The following is a 16,338-nucleotide window of genomic DNA, read 5'->3' as shown; positions in this document are numbered from 1 at the left end:
GTGCCCGGCCCCTAACGCTCGCGTAAAGTTGCAAGGGAAAACCGATGACCGATCAGACCTCCGAGCCGGCCCGTTTCGAAGGCACGAAATCCTATATCGCCACCGACGACCTCAAGGTCGCGGTCAACGCTGCGGTAACGCTGCGCCGGCCGCTGCTGGTCAAGGGCGAACCGGGAACGGGCAAGACGGTCCTTGCACACGAGATCGCTCAGGCCATCGATGCGCCGCTGATCGAATGGAACGTCAAGTCCACCACCAAGGCGCAGCAGGGCCTGTACGAATATGACGCGGTCGCCCGCCTGCGCGATGGTCAGCTGGGCGACGAGCGGGTCCACGACATCTCGAACTACATCAAGAAGGGCAAGCTGTGGGAGGCATTCACCTCCGAACAGCTCCCCGTGCTGCTGATCGACGAGATCGACAAGGCCGATATCGAATTCCCCAACGACCTGTTGCAGGAACTCGACCGGATGAGCTTCGACGTTTACGAGACGCATGAGCGGATCGAGGCGAAAGAGCGCCCGATCGTGGTGATCACTTCGAACAACGAAAAAGAATTGCCCGACGCTTTCCTTCGCCGCTGCTTTTTCCATTACATCAAATTCCCCGACACCGAGACGATGCGCGAGATCATCGAGGTACACTTCCCCGGCATCCAGAAGAGCCTCGTCACCAAAGCGATGGAAATCTTCTACGAAATTCGCGACGTACCGGGCCTCAAGAAGAAGCCCTCGACCAGCGAGTTGCTCGACTGGCTCAAACTGCTGCTCAACGAGGACATGCCACTCGAGGTGCTGCAGGATGCGAACCCCAACGCGGCGATTCCGCCGCTTCACGGTGCGCTCCTCAAGAACGAGCAGGACGTGATGATGTTCGAACGTCTCGCCTTCATGGCGCGCCGCCAGAGTTGATCGGCGGATCAGGCAAGCAAAAGGGGCGCGTACCGATCACGGTCCGCGCCCCTTTTGCTTGCTATTCCAACGATCGCTAGAAGCTGTAGGCCAGCTCGAAATCGCCCCAGCGGCGGCCGTTGATGTGGAGCGGCACATAAACGTTGCGCACCACCAGATAGTTCTTCCCATCGCCTTCCTGGCGATAAACCGCCATCGTGTAGGGGTCGCTCGTCGCCTTGGCGACATGGTCGATCCCTTCGAGCAGGATCCGCCCGTTGCGGCAGTATTTGGTATCGTGCGCGAGCTCCCCGGTGGGCTTGCGCGAATGTTCGGTCACATGGGTGGGCAGGAAGCCGTTCATATCGGCTTGCGAACACATGATCACCCCGCCCCCCTCGCTGCTCACACGGTCGTTGAGCGGACGCCAGTTGGCATCGGCCCAATCGCTCAGGCTCGTGCGGTATAGTGGCGGATTGGTGCCCGGAACCTGGCGGTAATCCCGGTCGAAGAGTTGTTCCATCGTCAGGTCGCCTGCCTCGATGGCTTTCTCGGCGAGTGCGACGATTTCCTGCGCGTGGCCTTGTGCCTTCTCGACCATCGCGCTGTCCTGCGGCGAGAGGCCGGCCTTGACCAGCTTGTCGAACATGTCGCTGGCAATCAGCTCCAGCTCTTCCATCCGGCCGTGCGCGGTCGCCAGCTTGTTTTCATTTTCGCTGACCGCACCGTCGAAATCGCCAAGCACGTCCTGCACACGGTGAACGTGGTCCGAAATCGTCGAGGTATTGCGCGCGATCTGGTCCTGCTGCCCGTCGACCTCGAGCAATAGCGCGGTGACGCTGCGCATCGTGTCCTCGATCGAGCCGACCGAGTTCTTCGCCTGGCTGCTCGCCTCGGCGCCGCTCTCGATCTTCTCGATGACCTGCCCCGCTTCGTTCCCGAGCATGTCGATCGTGCGGCCGATTTCCTCGGTCGCCTTGCGTGTCTCGCTGGCGAGCGATTTCACCTCGTTGGCAACGACCGCAAAGGTGCGCCCCTGCTCGCCGGCACGCATCGCCTCGATCGTGGCGTTGAGCGCCAGGATATTGGTCGTTTCGGCGATCTGGTCGATCTCCTGGCTCGAACGGCGGACCTGGTCCATCGCCGCGGCAAAGCCGGTGACGTGTTCGGTCAGCGTTTCGACGAGGCTGAGCAAATTTCCGATCTCGTTCAGCGAATTGCTGATCATCAGCGAGCCGTCATTGAGCCGCTCGATCGCGCGTTCGGACAGTAGGCGCGCTTCGTCGCTTGCCTCCAAGACCTTGCGCTGATCTTCGTCGAGCGCACGGACCGTACCCTGCAATTCGACATATTCGCTACGCAAATGACCGAAGGAATCGATAACGCCCTGCACGATGCCGGCGACGTCCGAGCAGCCCACGGTAACCTTGCCGCAGGCTTCGGGAATCTGGTCGAGGGCCGATGCGCCCCTGGCATCGATCGCGCTAAGTTCCATTGTCCAATTGACCCCTGTTTGGATTCTTATGCGACCTCCGTAGGGTAGGATGGTTAGCGGAGCGTAAAGAGAATGTCATAAATCGGGCACTGGTGCAGGGTGCAGGCACACGCTAGACCGGCTGACATGTTCTTCAATTTCGTCGACGAGCTGCGCGCTGCGGGCATTCCCGCGAGCTTCAAGGAACACCTCACGCTGATCGAGGCGCTGGATCGCGATGTGATCGAGCAATCGCCCGAGGCGTTCTACTACCTGTCCCGCGCCACCTTCGTGAAGGACGAAGGCCTGCTCGACCGGTTCGATCAGGTTTTCCAGAAGGTCTTCAAGGGCATATTGACCGATTACGGCCAGAACCCGGTCGACATTCCGGAAGACTGGCTGAAGGCGGTGGCCGAGAAATTCCTCTCCGAGGAAGAGATGGAAGCGATCAAGAGCCTGGGCGACTGGGACGAGATCATGGAGACGCTCAAGAAGCGGCTCGAGGAGCAGGAAAAGCGCCACCAGGGCGGCAACAAATGGATCGGCACGGGCGGCACTTCGCCCTTCGGTAATTCCGGCTACAACCCCGAAGGCGTGCGGATCGGCGGCGAGAGCAGACACAAGCGCGCGCTCAAGGTGTGGGACAAGCGCGAGTTCAAGAATCTCGACAACACGAAAGAGCTCGGCACCCGCAACATCAAGATGGCGCTGCGCCGGTTGCGCCGCTTCGCGCGCGAGGGTGCCGCCGACGAACTCGACCTCGACGCGACGATCGAAGGCACCGCCAAGCAGGGCTGGCTCGACATCCACATGCGGCCAGAACGGCACAATGCGGTCAAGCTGCTGCTATTCCTCGATGTCGGTGGCTCGATGGACCCGTTCATCAAGCTTTGCGAAGAGCTGTTCAGCGCGGCCACCGCCGAATTCAAGAATCTCGAATTCTTCTACTTCCACAACTGCCTCTACGAAGGCGTGTGGAAGGACAACCGCCGCCGCTGGCAGGAGCGCACCAAGACCTGGGACGTGCTCCACAAATACGGGCACGACTACAAGGTGATCTTCGTCGGCGATGCGGCGATGAGCCCCTATGAGATCACCCATCCGGGCGGCAGCGTCGAGCATATGAACGAGGAAGCCGGCGCCACCTGGATGCAGCGCGTGACCAACACCTATCCCGCGACCGTCTGGCTGAACCCCGTGCCCGAGAAGCAATGGAGCTATTCGCAGTCGACCAAGGTGATGAAGCAGCTGGTCAACGACCGCATGTATCCGCTGACGCTCGACGGACTCGACGATGCGATGCGCGAGTTGAGCCGCAAGGCGGGCGCCTAATTTGAGGCACAGCCGCTTCGAGGCGGTTCGCCTCCGCCTCGAACGCTTCGATCCGGGCACAGGCTGGCGGCTCTGGCTCTACGAATTCCTGTTGTTCGGCTTCAAACAGGCATGGGCCTGCCTTTTCGGCGGGCTCTTGCTCGCGCTGTTGCTGGCGACGCATTTCTTCTACCCGGACAACGCAGCACTTCATCGCTACGACTTTCTCACGCTTTCCGCGATCGCCATACAGGCGGCCATGCTGACCTTCCGGCTCGAGACCTGGGCCGAGGCAAAGGTCATCCTGATATTCCACGTGGTCGGCACGGTAATGGAACTGTTCAAGACCGCTGCCGGATCGTGGATCTACTCGGAAGCCAGCGTGCTCCACATCGGTGCGGTACCGCTGTTTTCGGGCTTCATGTATGCGGCGGTCGGAAGCTACATCGCGCGGGTCTGGCGGATCTTCGACTTTCGCTACACCGACTATCCTGCGCGTTGGGCCACATGGGTGCTGGCCGCAGCGATCTACATCAACTTCTTCGCTCACCACTGGCTGCCCGACATTCGCCTGATGCTTTTCGCCGCGACCATCGTGTTGTTCTGGCGCACGCGCGTGCATTTCCGCAACTGGCGCGAACATCGCTGGATGCCGCTCCTGCTCGGCTTCCTGCTGGTCGCGCTCTTCATCTGGGGCGCAGAAAACATCGGCACTTTCGCGCAGGCCTGGACCTACCCCGGACAGGAGGACGGTTGGCAGATGGTTGGCCTCGCCAAGCTGGGCAGCTGGTTCCTCCTCATGCTGATCAGCTTCGTACTGGTCGAGCTCGTCTCGCCCGTTCGCGCGCCCGACTAGCCCTTTTGGTCGAGCTCCTCGTTCAGCCGGAGCGAGCAGCGCCAGAAGAAGAATGCCGGCACCAGCCCCAAGAACGCAGCCCCATAGAGCACGTAGCGTACGCTTTCTTCCCCATATTCGGGGCGCAGCACATCCGACAGCATGCCGAAGAAGAGCGGCCCAAGCCCCAGCCCGATAAGGTTCTGGAAGAACAGCAGGACTGCTGCCGCGATCGCCCTGGCCCGCAGCGGCACCAGACCCTGGGCGGCCGAATAGGTCGGCCCATAATAGAGCGAATTGAAGAGGGTCGGCAGGAACAGCAGCACCAGCGCGAATGCCCAGTTCTGGGCCTGGTAAGCAAAGAAGGCGAGCGGTACGGCCAGCGCCATTCCCACTGCGGGCGCAGTGAGCACATGCCTGCGGTTCTCCGCGCCGTACCGGTCGGCAATCCAGCCTCCCAGGAAGGTGCCTGCGATCCCTGCGGCGCCATTGACCACCCCGAACCAGAAGCCCACTTCACCCGGTGTAAGCCCATGCGTGCGCTGGAAGAAGATGGTCGTCCAGGTCGTCTTGCCATAGGCGAGGAATGCGGCGGCAGAACCTGCTACCAGCAGCAGGACGAACGCCTTCGAACCCATCACCGATCGGACCGCCTGACCCAGCGGCATGGTCTGTTGCGCATTCGATGCGGCCTGCGCCTCCGCCATGGTGCGGCGTGGCTCCTTGAGGACATAGGCCACGACGAAGGCCAGCAAAACACCCGGTACGCCGACGATAAAAAACGCCATGCGCCAGCCCACCAGGTCGGCCAGCACCCCGCCGATCATCATCCCGAGCAGCGTGCCGATCGGAATGCCCAGTGCATAGAAGGCAAGCGCCGAGCTGCGCTTCTTGGGTTCGACCATGTCCGCGATCAGCGAATGCGCGGGCGGCGTGCAGCCCGCTTCCCCGATCCCGACACCGATGCGTGCCAGCAGCAATTGGACGAAGTTCTGCGCCATCCCGCACAATGCGGTCATCGCCGACCAGGTCGCCAGCGCGATCGCGATAAGGCGGGGGCGATGCGTCGAGGGTCGGTCCGAAAAGCGGGCGATCGGCAGCCCCAACACGGTGTAGAACAAAGCGAAGGCCAAGCCCGTCATCAGCCCGATCTGCGTATCGCTCAACCCCAGCTCGAGCCGGATCGGCTCGGCGAGGATATTGACGATCTGCCGGTCGATGAAATTGAAGATGTAGACGACCAGCAGGATCCACAGGGTGACCCTGACCGACCCGCCGGCCTGGCGCGCTGCCGCAGTTGCCATGAAAACTCTCTCCCGAAGCGCGGGTATGCCCGTCGCTGGATCGCAAGCTCCATTGCTCCGGTGGCTTCGTCAAGCCCATTCGTCGAAAATCGAAGAGTGGGTCGGTTTTCCGGTCGAAGTTGTTTTGGCCGCGCAGAGTCCCCTGCGCGGTCGGCGATCAGCTGTAGATCAGGTGCGGCGCGATGGTTTCGCGCCACGCGGCCTCGTCGGCAGCCGCGAGTTCATCGAGATCGTTGGGCACGGCGGTCTTGTCCTCAACCCATTCGCGCAGTGCCGGGCCGCCGTTGATGACATCGATCGCAAGCCGGTCGAACTCGTATTCATAGGGAAAATCGCGCCAGATCGGATAGTCGGGATACAGGCTGCGAATCGCCTTGAAGGCCAGCGCCTGCAGCCGCCAGGGCTGGAAGGCGTGATGATCGTAGAACTTGCCCTCGGCATGCACCATCAGCCCGTTGCACAGCGTTCCGGCGTGCTTGTGAAAGGTCGGCTCGAACCAGCATTCGCGCAGTGCGCAGCCGCGCAACCACACGGGCGCGAGGCGCTCCATCTCGGCGAGCACCGCCTTGGCATCGATGTCGGGCGCGCCGAACAGCACTTCCAGCGGACGGGTGGTTCCCCTTCCCTCGCTCAGCGTCGTTCCTTCGAGCATGACCGTACCGGCATAGGCGCGCGCCATATTGAGGGTTGCGGCATTGGGACTGGGATTGATCCAGACGCGCCCATCGGGCCACCCGTATCCCGGGGACTTCCCCGGCTTCCAGCCCTCCATCTCGATCACCTGCAAGTCGACATCGAGGTTGAAGTGTTCGACGAACCAGCGCGCCATTTCCCCCATGGTAAGGCCATGGCGCATGACCATCGGGCCCGCGCCGACGAAGCTTTCCTGTCCCGGCACGAGCAACGTGCCCTCGACCGGTCCGCCGGCGGGATTGGGGCGGTCGAGCACCCATACGCTCTTGCCCGACTTCGCGGCCTCTTCGAGCAGGTACAGCAGCGTTGTGACGAAAGTGTAGATGCGACAGCCGAGGTCCTGCAGGTCGAACAGGAACACATCGGCGCTCGACATCATCTGTCCCGTCGGGCGGCGTACTTCGCCGTAGAGGCTAAAGACGGGAATGCCATATTGCGGATCGGTCTCGTCCGCGGTTTCGACCATATTGTCCTGCTTGTCGCCCTTCAGCCCGTGCTGCGGACCGAAGGCGGAAGACACGCTGATGCCGCGATCGATCAGGGCATCGAGCGAATGGTCGAGATTGGCGGTGACCGAGGCGGGGTGAGCTATCAGAGCTACACGCTTGCCCTCGAGCGGCTTGCGCAGTTCCTCTTCGGTGATGAGGCGATCGATACCGAATTTCATGCGCCGCTGGGTGCCGCAAGCCGCGCGGTGAAGCAAGCCGGATCATGGAAATCGGGCTGCTCCCCCCCATGCGCCAGTGCCCAGTAGCTCTTGTGCCCTCCGATTTCCTCGATCACGCAGGTCGGTGCCATCGCGCAATCCTCTTGTGGGAGGCCAGCTGTCGGAATGGAGGAATCGAAGATGGCGAAGCTGCTGCCCAGACGCATGGTGCAACCCGGCTCGCGCGGCATAGGCCGTTCGGTCATGCCTTCGCGGCGGGCCGTGAAGTCATAGGCGTTCCAGCGTTCGGAAGGCGACAGGTTGAATTCGCAATAGGCCTGTCCGCCGTCGGGCTGCAGGAAAAGCTCGAAGCAGGTGGTTTGCCATAGACTGTCCGCCCTGCCCTTTCCCGCGAAAGGAGGCACGACGAGCCTGCCCGATCCCTCGATCCGCCAGCGCAGGCGCAGCCAGTTGTCGTCGCGCCCGATCACGCGCGATTCCACCTTCGCAACCGCCAGCGGTGGATGGGCGGAATGAGGGTGCAATCGATACGTTTCCATGCCGCCCCTTACCTGCTAGCGGGCGCTTCGTCATGAGCAACTACTCTTCCGATCTCCTGCGCCTGCTCGACGAGCGCGGCTATATCCACCAGGTCACCGATCCGGAAGGCCTCGATGCCCTCGCCGGCAAGCAGATCGTGCCCGGCTATATCGGCTTCGATGCCACCGCGCCTTCGCTGCATGTCGGCAGCCTGGTGCAGATCATGATGCTGCGGCGCCTGCAACAGGCGGGCCACAAGCCGATCGTGGTGATGGGTGGAGGGACCACCAAGGTCGGCGATCCCAGCGGCAAGGACGAAAGCCGCAAGATGCTCACCAATGATGACATCGAGGACAATATCGCGGGCATCCGCAAGGTGTTCGAACGGCTGCTGACTTTCGGCGACGGCCCCACCGACGCGGTGATGGTCAACAATGACGAATGGCTTAGCCGGCTCGGCTATATCGACCTGCTGCGCGACGTCGGCCCGCACTTCACGATCAACCGCATGCTGACCTTCGATTCGGTCAAGCTGCGCCTCGAGCGCGAACAGCCGCTGACCTTTCTCGAATTCAACTACATGATCCTGCAGGCATACGATTTCCGCGAGCTGGCGCAGCGCTACGGGTGCCGGTTGCAGATGGGCGGCAGCGACCAGTGGGGCAATATCGTCAACGGGATGGAGCTCGGTCGCCGGATGGACGGGACGGAGCTGTTCGGCCTGACCACCCCGCTCCTGACGACCGCCGACGGCGCCAAGATGGGCAAGACTGCGGCGGGCGCCGTCTGGCTCAATGAAGAGCAACTGCCCAGCTACGATTTCTGGCAATATTGGCGCAATGTCGACGACCGCGACGTCGGGCGCTTCCTGCGCCTGTTCACGGACCTGCCGCTCGACGAAATCGCGCGGCTCGAGACGCTCGAAGGGTCGGAAATCAACCGGGCCAAGACTGTCCTTGCCAATGAGGTAACCAAGCTCGTTCGGGGTGAGGAGGCAGCCAGGCTGGCCGAACGAACGGCTGCTGAAACCTTCGCCGGTGGCGGTACGGGCGCCGACCTTCCCTCGCTCGAAGTGGGCGATGACGGCATGCGTATCGGCGCGGTACTGACCGCGCTCGGATTCACCGCCTCCAACGGCGAAGCCAAGCGTAAACTGGCCGAAGGCGCGGTGAAGCTCGACGGGATGGTGGTGACCGATCCGGGGTTCCTCGTGAATGTCGATCGGAACGAAGAAGCCAAACTCAGCCTGGGCAAGAAAAAGCATGCGATCATTCGGCGCTAACTCTCGACGAATTGCGCCTTTTTCGCGGCCGATCCGATGTTGCGGTTTACCAATTGGCAGCCTTTTGCACACATAAGGGTGTCTGATCGTTTCACCGCAAAGGGCCCCCCGGCATGAGTTCAGGTGCACAACTGAGCGTTACCGACCAGCGGCGCATGACGCGCCATCCGGTCGACCACCCGGTTATCGCCGAACATTTCGGCAAGGGCGACGTGCGCCTGCATATTGCGAATATCTCCGCCAACGGCTTCATGATCGACAATGCCGAGGACATCGGCCGCGGCGAGCGCGTGATCGTCCGTCTACCGGTCATCGGCCGCATCGAAGCCTATTGCATCTGGACGCGCGACAACCGCGCCGGCTTCCAGTTCGAACGCATCATCCGGGTCGACGATTTCCTCGCGATGATCGATACGCTGCAGCCCAATCCGCGCCTGCGCAAGCTGCGTTAGGCACGCAACACCTTCTACTGGAACGACAAGCAGGCCCGTCTTCACAACCGAAGGCGGGCCTGCCATGCGTCCGGGGTGAGCGAAACGATTGCGCCTTCCCCTGACACCTCGCCCCTTCGGATCGCGAATTTCCGCGCCTATTGGCTGAGCCGGCTGTCGATGACGCTGGCGCAATACGCGATGATGCTGATCATCGGGTGGCAGACCTACAATATCGCGCGCGACGGCGGGATGGATGTTGCCGCCGCTTCCGGCCAGTTGGCGCTGATCGGCCTGCTGCAATTCGTCCCGCTGTTTCTGCTCACACCGTTTTCGGGCTGGGCGGCAGACCATTTCGACCGGCGCGATCTGGCGCGTCTCACCATTCTGGCGCAACTCGGCTGCGCCGGGGTGCTCGCATGGCTCACTTGGAGTGGTAGCCTGACCCTTGTCGCGCTGTTCGGCGTCGCAGTCATCCTCGGCATCGTGCGTGCGTTCAACGGTCCCGCCCTGTCCGCACTGGCGCCCAATCTGGTACCCAAGGCGATCCTGCCCAATGCCATCGCGCTGTCGAGTATCGCCTGGCAGGTCGGCATGATCGTGGGCCCGGCGATTGGCGGCTACACCTACGCCATCCTGCCCGCCCTGCCCTATATCGCCGCCAGCGTGCTGTTCGCGGTCTCGCTGACTGCGCTGTCCTTCATCGGCAAGGTCCCGCAGCCCCCGCGCGAAGCGAACAAGCGACCGATCCACCAGATGGTCGAGGGATTGCGCTATGTCGTGCGCAACAAGATGGTTCTGGGCGCAATCACGCTGGACCTCTTCGCCGTTTTTCTCGCCGGCGCGACCGCGCTGTTTCCGGTCTATGCACGCGACATCCTCGAAGTTGGCGAGACCGGCCTGGCGCAGCTCGCAATGGCGCCGGCCGTGGGTGCCGCGCTCACGGCCCTGTGGTTCAGCTTTCGCCCGCTCAGAACCAATGTCGGACCCAAGATGCTGTGGGCGGTGGCGATCTTCGGCCTTGCCACTGTGATCTTCGGCCTATCGGAATCGATGCCGCTCAGCCTCGCAATGCTGTTCATCGTCGGTGCGGCGGACATGTTCAGCGTCTATATCCGCCAGTCGCTGATCCAGCTCCACACGCCCGACGACAAGCGCGGGCGCGTATCCTCGGTCAGCCTGCTCACGATCAGCGCCTCGAACGAATTCGGCGACTTCTTCTCCGGCAGCCTCGCCTTCCTCGTCGGCCCGGTGCTGGCGGTGGTCGGCGGCGGCGTAGGTGCGATCGTTACCGTCGCCCTCTGGGCGCGCATTTTTCCGGTCCTGCGGACAACGCGGACCTTTGACCCTCCGCAAGAATTGCTAGACACTCCCCCGAAGAGAAATTGAAGGAGCAGATGCCATGAAAGCCGACTCCGTCCTCGCCACGATTGGCGGCACCCCGCATATCCGCCTGTCACGCCTGTTCCCGGACCACGAGGTCTGGGTAAAGAGCGAGCGCGCCAATCCGGGCGGTTCGATCAAGGATCGCATCGGCCTCGCCATGATCGAGGATGCCGAGAAGGCGGGCAAGCTCAAGGAAGGCGGAACGATCATCGAGCCGACCAGCGGCAATACGGGCATCGGACTGGCGATGACCGCCGCGGTCAAAGGCTACAAGCTGGTACTGGTCATGCCCGAAAGCATGAGCATCGAGCGCCGCCGCCTGATGCTCGCCTATGGCGCGACATTCGACCTTACGCCCAAGGAAAAGGGGATGAAGGGTGCGATCGAGCGCGCGCAGGAACTCGTCGAGACGACCGAAGGCGCCTGGATGCCCAGCCAGTTCGACAATGAAAGCAACTGGAAGGTGCATGCCCGCACCACTGCGAAGGAAATCCTCGACGATTTCGCCGACTCGCCGATCGATGCGCTGATCACCGGCGTGGGCACGGGCGGCCACCTGACGGGCTGCGCCGAAGTGCTGAAGGAGCACTGGCCCGAAATGAAGGCCTGGGGTGTCGAGCCTACGCTCTCCCCGGTCATCAACGGCGGCCAGCCCGGCCCGCACCCGATCCAGGGCATCGGCGCAGGCTTCATTCCCGGCAATCTGCACACCGACGCGATCGAAGGCGCGCTCCAGGTCGACGCCGCGGACGCCAAGGAAATGGCACGTGAATGCGCGGTCAAGGAAGGCCTGCTGGTGGGCATCTCGAGCGGTGCGACGCTCGCCGCGATCAAGGCCAAGCTGGCCGACCTGCCCGCCGGTTCGCGCGTGCTCGGCTTCAATTACGATACGGGCGAACGGTATCTGTCGGTGCCGGATTTCCTGCCCGAGTGATGGAGTTCGAGAAGGTCGGATACCGGGATGGCGCGGTCGAACTGACGGGGCTTCACGCGCGACCCCAAGCGAGGCCGCGCGGAGCGGTCGCGATTTATCCGACCTTCATGAACTCGACGCCCGGCGTGGAAACGAAAGCCATGCAACTCGTCGAGGCGGGTTATGCAGTGCTGATCGCGGATTTCTACGGCCCCGATGCCCCGTCGGACTTCGACGAGGCGTTCGAGGCCATGCGCAAGCTGCGCAGCGATCCGCACGCGATGCGGAAGAGGCTGCGCGCGGCGCTCGACCTGCTTCGAACGCTCGAGCCGGACACACCTCAGCTGGCGATCGGCTTCTGTCTCGGTGGCATGGCCGTGTTGGAAATGGCGCGCGACGGGCAGGACCTCGCAGCGGTTGCCAGCTTTCATGGCCTGCTCGAAACCGCACTGCCTGCAGACAAGCCGATCAAACCGCGCATCCTAGTTTGCCATGGCGATGCCGATGCCATGGTTCCGCGCGAACAGGTGGCGGCGTTCTGGGAGGAAATGGACGGCGTCCAGGCCGACTGGCATTTCCACAGTTATGCGGGCGTCGAACACGGCTTCACCAATCCGCGTATGCTCGACGGCTCACCCAACCCTGCCTATGACGCCAGCGCCGACCGACAGAGTTGGGCGGCGATGCACAGCCTGTTCGACGAGGTCCTCGGCTGAAACGAAAAAGGCCCGGACGTCTCCGCCCGGGCCCTTTCATCGATATGCGCCCGTGGTTCAGGCCGCCGTGGCGAAAGCGTCCTCGCCCAGCGCCATCATGCTGTCCGCCCCGCTTTCGAGCTTGCGGCGCAGCGCGCCAGCATCGGGCAGGAAACGGTCCATGTAATAACGGGCGGTCGAAAGCTTGGCTTCGTAGAACGCCGTGTCTTCTGTGCCCCCGGCCAGCGCCGCCTGCGCGACCTTGGCCATTCGCAGCCACATCCAGCCCAGCGTCACAATGCCCATGATGTGCATGTAGTGATGCGCGCCAGCGCCGAGATGGTTGGGGTTTTGCATCGCATTGTTCATGAACCACATGGTCGCGGCCTGCTGCTGACCGAGCGCCTTTTCGAGCTGTTCGGCCATGGCGCCGAGATCCGCATCGCCCTTGGCGGCTTCGATGTCTTCGCCGACGGCCTTGAAGAAAGCCTGGATCGCAGCGCCGCCCTTGCTGGCGAGCTTGCGGCCGCACAGGTCCATCGCCTGCACGCCATTGGTGCCTTCGTAGATCTGGGCGATGCGCGCATCGCGCACGAACTGGCTCATGCCCCATTCCTCGATGTAGCCGTGACCACCGAAGACCTGCTGCATATTGGTAGCGACTTCATAGCCCTTGTCGGTGCCGTAACCCTTGATGACCGGGGTCAGCAGGCCGATCATCTGGTCGGCTTCGGCACGTTCCTCTTCGGTCTGCGCCTTGTGGCTCAGATCGACCTGCAGGGCGCCCCAAAGGCACAGAGCGCGCATGCCTTCGGTGAAGGCCTTGGCGTCCATCAACATGCGGCGCACGTCGGGGTGCACGAAGATCGGATCGGCCGGTGCGTCGGGCTCGGCCGGGCCGGTGAGCGCGCGGCCCTGGCGCCGGTCGAGCGCATAGGCGACCGCGTTCTGGTAGGCGGCTTCGGCCTGGCTCAGCCCCTGAATGCCGACGCCGAGACGTGCCGCATTCATCATGATGAACATGGCGGCGAGACCCTTGTTCTCCTCGCCAACCATCCATCCTTTGGCACCGTCGTAATTGAGGACGCAGGTCGAGTTGGCGTGGATGCCCATCTTGTGTTCGATCGAGCCGCACATCACGCCGTTGCGCTCGCCCACCGAGCCGTCCTCGTTCACCAGGAACTTCGGCACGACGAAGAGCGAAATGCCCTTGGTGCTGTCGGGCGCGCCGGGAGTCTTGGCGAGAACGAGGTGGATGATGTTGTCGCTCATGTCGTGTTCGCCGGCGGAAATGAAGATCTTGGTGCCGGTGACCGAATAGCTGCCGTCGGCCTGCGGTTCGGCCTTGGTCCGGATCATGCCGAGATCGGTGCCGCAATGCGGCTCGGTCAGGTTCATGGTGCCGGTCCACTCGCCCGAGACCATTTTCGGCAGGTAGGTTTCCTTCTGTTCCTGGCTGCCCTTGGCGATCAGCGCCGCGATCGCGCCGTTGGTGAGGCCCGGATACATGCCGAAGGCCTGGTTGGCGCCGGAAATGTACTCTTCCATCACGAAGCCGAGGACGTGCGGCATGCCCTGCCCGCCGAATTCCTCCGGATGCGCCAGCGTGCCCCAGCCCGCTTCGCGGAACTTGTCGAAAGCGTCCTTGAAGCCCTTGGGCGTGGTCACCGAACCGTCGTCGTGACGGGTGCAGCCCTCCTGATCGCCCGACTGGTTGAGCGGGGCAAGGACCTCGGCGCAAAACTTGCCGCCTTCATTGACGACCGCATCGGTCACGTCGGGACTGACCGCCTCGAAGCCCGGGAGATTGCCGTAGCTGGCAAGGTCGAGCATCTCATTGATGACGAAGCGGGTATCGCGGGTCGGCGCGGAGTAGATGGGCATCTGCGTGTCCTTGGGTTGGGGGTCGGTAGAGGTTCTCGCCGGGAAGGCTGATTAGTCGAGGTCGAGCGTTTCGATATGTTCGATGAATTCGGTGAGTTCGTTGATCGAGCTGTCGATATCGTCACGCTGTTCTTTCAGCTTGGCGACATGCGCCTTGCATTTCTCGATCGTGACGCGGCGCTGTTCGACGCGGCCGTCGCCCAGATCGTAGAGGTCGATCATTTCGCGGATCTCGGTCAGCGAAAAGCCGACGTTCTTGGCGCGCATGATCCAGGCCAGACGTGCACGGTCGCGCTTCGAATAGATGCGGGTCAGGCCGATCCGCGACGGCGCGATCAGCCCCTCGTCTTCGTAGAAGCGCAGTGCGCGCGCGGTGCAGCCGAATTCACTGGTGAGGTCGGAGATCGAATACTGCTCGCGACCGAGTTCGTCCGGCCGTTCGATATGGGCGCCGGCGTGGCGACGATCGCCATTCGCGGCGGCTTGATCCTTCGAGAGCGGCTGTGTCATGCCACTCCAATAACCCAACGTTTACGTAAGCGTCAAGTATTGACGGGTTGGAGAACGTCGCCGTCCATAACGCGATAGAAGCAGCTCGTCGCTCCGGTATGGCAGGTGGGCCCGGCCGGACGGCATGACAGCACGAGCGCATCCTGGTCGCAATCGACTCGGATTTCCTCCACTGCCAGCACATCGCCCGAGGTCTCGCCCTTCTTCCAAAGCTTGCCGCGAGAGCGAGAGTGGAAATGGGCAAAACCGGTCTTGCGCGTCGCGGCGATCGCTTCGGCATCCATGAAGCCCACCATCAGCACCTCGTGGGTTTCGTGATGCACCACGACGGCGCTCAACAGGCCCTTGTCGTCGAACTTGGGCATGAAGGTCGTCCCCGCCTCGCGCTCGGTCTTCTCGTCCACACTTCCGCCTTTCGCACTCTGATCGATGTGCCACGCTTGTTGCAAGATAACCACAAAGTCGACCCAAAATCCGGCAATCCTGCAAATGCTTGTTTGAACAATGCGGCATTTGAGGAACAAATGCATTTGCAGGCAAGTGAGGCCTGCCCACCGGAGCAGCGGTGCCAGCAGAGCGCCAGGTTCAGGGGGTCAACGGATCCGCTGCCGCGAAGAGGGTTTACGCGGCGCATCCGGAACGATGAGGGATGGACCGAGGGTGCATGCTGGGGGGCTGCACCCGTGCCGCAAGGCCGGTCCGGTAATATTCGTCACGTGGCGCCCGGGATCGCAAGGTCCCGGGCGTTTCACATGGGCCGGTCAATGGCCCAGCGCCTCGTCCAGAACCCGGGCGAAGCAGGCAATCTTCACGCTCCGCGCGCCGGCTCTTTTGAGTGCCTTCACGCAGGCAGTACTGGTCGCGCCACTGGTCAGGACATCGTCGACCAGCAGGATATCGCGCCCTCGTATCGCCGCGATGCATTTCGCATGAACCCTGATCGAGCCCGCCAGCACCTTCGCCCGCGCCTTCTTGCCCAGGCCGCCCAGGGTCGGCGTCGGTTTCGTGCGGACCAGCCCGCCGACACACATGCGTCCGTGCCCCATGTCGGCCAGCTGCCCACCCAGCAAGGCCGCCTGGTTGTAGCCGCGCTGCCACAACCGCCGACGGTGCAGCGGCACGGGGACGATCACCCGGTCCGCATTCGGTTCGGGTAGCCGCGCCGCGATCAGCCGTGCCAGCATCGGCGCGAGCGCGATCCGGCGGCCGTGTTTGAAGGCGAGCACCAGCTTGCGCGAAACGTCGGTGTAGAGCGTGCCCGCCGCGATCCCGTCATGCAGCGGCGGATCGGCGAGGCAGGGCGCACAGATGGCGCCCTCGTCCGGACCGCGATCCCCGAACGGCCGCTGGCAGGCGGCGCAGCTCGGTTCGGACGGGATCGCCAGATCCTCCCAGCACACCGCGCACAAACCGCCCTGCTCGGCGATCGCACCGCCGCAGGCCGGGCAGCGGGGCGGATAGACGAAGTCGAGCACCGGCGCGATGCTTTCGGCAAGGAGGCGGCTTGTCGACACATTCGCATGCTGCCGCGCTTGCACGAGGCT

At 63.0% G+C, this 16,338-nt stretch carries 16 protein-coding genes; 8 read left to right on the top strand and 8 right to left on the bottom strand.

The annotated features are described in order from the left end of the window. Nucleotides 1-44 precede the first annotated feature (44 nt). Nucleotides 45-911 (top strand): AAA family ATPase, encoded by an 867-nt coding sequence (locus tag ACQY4G_RS12720; protein WP_291171015.1) that lies wholly within the window; start codon nt 45-47, stop codon nt 909-911. Between the two features lie 76 nt (nt 912-987). Here ACQY4G_RS12720 and ACQY4G_RS12715 read toward each other — a convergent pair whose 3' ends face one another. Beyond that, complete coding sequence (locus ACQY4G_RS12715; RefSeq protein WP_067688899.1) at nt 988-2,385, bottom strand: methyl-accepting chemotaxis protein; 1,398 nt, start codon at nt 2,383-2,385, stop codon at nt 988-990. Nucleotides 2,386-2,511: 126 nt separating this feature from the next. On the opposite strand from ACQY4G_RS12715, the gene ACQY4G_RS12710 reads away from it, so the two are divergent. Continuing rightward, nucleotides 2,512-3,696 carry a vWA domain-containing protein gene (locus ACQY4G_RS12710; protein ID WP_067688896.1) on the top strand — a complete coding sequence of 395 codons (1,185 nt, stop codon included), beginning with the start codon at nt 2,512-2,514 and terminating at the stop codon, nt 3,694-3,696. Nucleotide 3,697: 1 nt separating this feature from the next. Continuing rightward, entirely contained in the window at nt 3,698-4,531 is an 834-nt protein-coding gene (locus tag ACQY4G_RS12705) for a DUF817 domain-containing protein (RefSeq protein WP_421991366.1), read from the top strand. Here the strand turns inward: ACQY4G_RS12705 and ACQY4G_RS12700 are convergent. The 3 genes from ACQY4G_RS12700 to ACQY4G_RS12690 all read right to left on the bottom strand — a co-directional run bounded on the left by ACQY4G_RS12700 (nt 4,528) and on the right by ACQY4G_RS12690 (nt 7,713). Further along, on the bottom strand, nt 4,528-5,814 hold the full coding sequence (locus ACQY4G_RS12700) for a spinster family MFS transporter (RefSeq protein ID WP_291177893.1): 1,287 nt from the start codon (nt 5,812-5,814) through the stop codon (nt 4,528-4,530). The two genes, ACQY4G_RS12705 and ACQY4G_RS12700, sit on opposite strands and share 4 nt — an antisense overlap. Before the next feature lie 157 nt (nt 5,815-5,971). Then, the gene (locus ACQY4G_RS12695; protein WP_421991364.1) at nt 5,972-7,174 is read right to left on the bottom strand and encodes an exo-beta-N-acetylmuramidase NamZ family protein; all 1,203 of its coding nucleotides are present in this window, start codon (nt 7,172-7,174) and stop codon (nt 5,972-5,974) included. After that, nucleotides 7,171-7,713, bottom strand: a complete 543-nt coding sequence (locus ACQY4G_RS12690) for a DOMON-like domain-containing protein (RefSeq protein WP_421991362.1) — start codon at nt 7,711-7,713, stop codon at nt 7,171-7,173. The genes ACQY4G_RS12695 and ACQY4G_RS12690 overlap by 4 nt, the downstream gene beginning before the upstream one ends. Nucleotides 7,714-7,745: 32 nt before the next feature. Between ACQY4G_RS12690 and tyrS the strand changes: the two genes are divergently transcribed. The 5 genes from tyrS to ACQY4G_RS12665 all read left to right on the top strand — a co-directional run bounded on the left by tyrS (nt 7,746) and on the right by ACQY4G_RS12665 (nt 12,421). Continuing rightward, nucleotides 7,746-8,975, top strand: coding sequence for a tyrosine--tRNA ligase (gene tyrS, locus ACQY4G_RS12685; RefSeq protein ID WP_421991360.1), 1,230 nt, complete (start codon nt 7,746-7,748; stop codon nt 8,973-8,975). A gap of 113 nt (nt 8,976-9,088) precedes the next feature. After that, on the top strand, nt 9,089-9,427 hold the full coding sequence (locus tag ACQY4G_RS12680; protein ID WP_421991358.1) for a PilZ domain-containing protein: 339 nt from the start codon (nt 9,089-9,091) through the stop codon (nt 9,425-9,427). Between the two features lie 75 nt (nt 9,428-9,502). Further along, a complete protein-coding gene (locus ACQY4G_RS12675) occupies nt 9,503-10,795 on the top strand; it encodes an MFS transporter (RefSeq protein WP_421991356.1) in 1,293 nt (430 codons plus the stop codon). A 13-nt stretch (nt 10,796-10,808) separates the two neighbouring features. Further along, the gene (gene cysK, locus ACQY4G_RS12670) at nt 10,809-11,726 is read left to right on the top strand and encodes a cysteine synthase A (protein WP_067688872.1); all 918 of its coding nucleotides are present in this window, start codon (nt 10,809-10,811) and stop codon (nt 11,724-11,726) included. Further along, entirely contained in the window at nt 11,726-12,421 is a 696-nt protein-coding gene (locus ACQY4G_RS12665) for a dienelactone hydrolase family protein (RefSeq protein ID WP_421991354.1), read from the top strand. The genes cysK and ACQY4G_RS12665 overlap by 1 nt, the downstream gene beginning before the upstream one ends. 57 nt (nt 12,422-12,478) lie before the next feature. Here the strand turns inward: ACQY4G_RS12665 and ACQY4G_RS12660 are convergent, their stop codons facing one another. The 4 genes from ACQY4G_RS12660 to ACQY4G_RS12645 form a co-directional block, all read right to left on the bottom strand. Continuing rightward, on the bottom strand, nt 12,479-14,284 hold the full coding sequence (locus ACQY4G_RS12660; protein WP_421991352.1) for an acyl-CoA dehydrogenase C-terminal domain-containing protein: 1,806 nt from the start codon (nt 14,282-14,284) through the stop codon (nt 12,479-12,481). 51 nt (nt 14,285-14,335) lie between these two features. Then, complete coding sequence (locus ACQY4G_RS12655; protein ID WP_067688863.1) at nt 14,336-14,794, bottom strand: MerR family transcriptional regulator; 459 nt, start codon at nt 14,792-14,794, stop codon at nt 14,336-14,338. Between the two features lie 32 nt (nt 14,795-14,826). After that, nucleotides 14,827-15,159 (bottom strand): phosphoribosyl-AMP cyclohydrolase, encoded by a 333-nt coding sequence (gene hisI / locus ACQY4G_RS12650; RefSeq protein ID WP_421993660.1) that lies wholly within the window; start codon nt 15,157-15,159, stop codon nt 14,827-14,829. Nucleotides 15,160-15,555: 396 nt separating this feature from the next. Next, the gene (locus ACQY4G_RS12645) at nt 15,556-16,308 is read right to left on the bottom strand and encodes a double zinc ribbon domain-containing protein (RefSeq protein ID WP_421991350.1); all 753 of its coding nucleotides are present in this window, start codon (nt 16,306-16,308) and stop codon (nt 15,556-15,558) included. Nucleotides 16,309-16,338 lie beyond the last annotated feature (30 nt).

The organism is Qipengyuania sp., assembly GCF_965277845.1.
Classification (GTDB): Bacteria; Pseudomonadota; Alphaproteobacteria; order Sphingomonadales; family Sphingomonadaceae; genus Qipengyuania.
The sequence above is the reverse complement of the archived record's forward strand: the minus strand, read 5'-3'. Positions and strand labels throughout refer to the sequence as shown.

What these genes read in the sequence shown, in the direction of transcription:
- ACQY4G_RS12680 (WP_421991358.1), top strand. Translation starts at nt 9,089, where the DNA reads ATGAGTTCAGGTGCACAACTGAGCGTTACCGACCAGCGGCGCATGACG.
- ACQY4G_RS12720 (WP_291171015.1), top strand. Translation starts at nt 45, where the DNA reads ATGACCGATCAGACCTCCGAGCCGGCCCGTTTCGAAGGCACGAAATCC.
- ACQY4G_RS12660 (WP_421991352.1), bottom strand. Translation starts at nt 14,284, where the DNA reads ATGCCCATCTACTCCGCGCCGACCCGCGATACCCGCTTCGTCATCAAT.
- ACQY4G_RS12665 (WP_421991354.1), top strand. Translation starts at nt 11,726, where the DNA reads ATGGAGTTCGAGAAGGTCGGATACCGGGATGGCGCGGTCGAACTGACG.
- ACQY4G_RS12655 (WP_067688863.1), bottom strand. Translation starts at nt 14,794, where the DNA reads ATGACACAGCCGCTCTCGAAGGATCAAGCCGCCGCGAATGGCGATCGT.
- ACQY4G_RS12715 (WP_067688899.1), bottom strand. Translation starts at nt 2,385, where the DNA reads ATGGAACTTAGCGCGATCGATGCCAGGGGCGCATCGGCCCTCGACCAG.
- cysK (WP_067688872.1), top strand. Translation starts at nt 10,809, where the DNA reads ATGAAAGCCGACTCCGTCCTCGCCACGATTGGCGGCACCCCGCATATC.
- tyrS (WP_421991360.1), top strand. Translation starts at nt 7,746, where the DNA reads ATGAGCAACTACTCTTCCGATCTCCTGCGCCTGCTCGACGAGCGCGGC.
- ACQY4G_RS12700 (WP_291177893.1), bottom strand. Translation starts at nt 5,814, where the DNA reads ATGGCAACTGCGGCAGCGCGCCAGGCCGGCGGGTCGGTCAGGGTCACC.
- ACQY4G_RS12690 (WP_421991362.1), bottom strand. Translation starts at nt 7,713, where the DNA reads ATGGAAACGTATCGATTGCACCCTCATTCCGCCCATCCACCGCTGGCG.
- hisI (WP_421993660.1), bottom strand. Translation starts at nt 15,159, where the DNA reads ATGCCCAAGTTCGACGACAAGGGCCTGTTGAGCGCCGTCGTGGTGCAT.
- ACQY4G_RS12710 (WP_067688896.1), top strand. Translation starts at nt 2,512, where the DNA reads ATGTTCTTCAATTTCGTCGACGAGCTGCGCGCTGCGGGCATTCCCGCG.
- ACQY4G_RS12695 (WP_421991364.1), bottom strand. Translation starts at nt 7,174, where the DNA reads ATGAAATTCGGTATCGATCGCCTCATCACCGAAGAGGAACTGCGCAAG.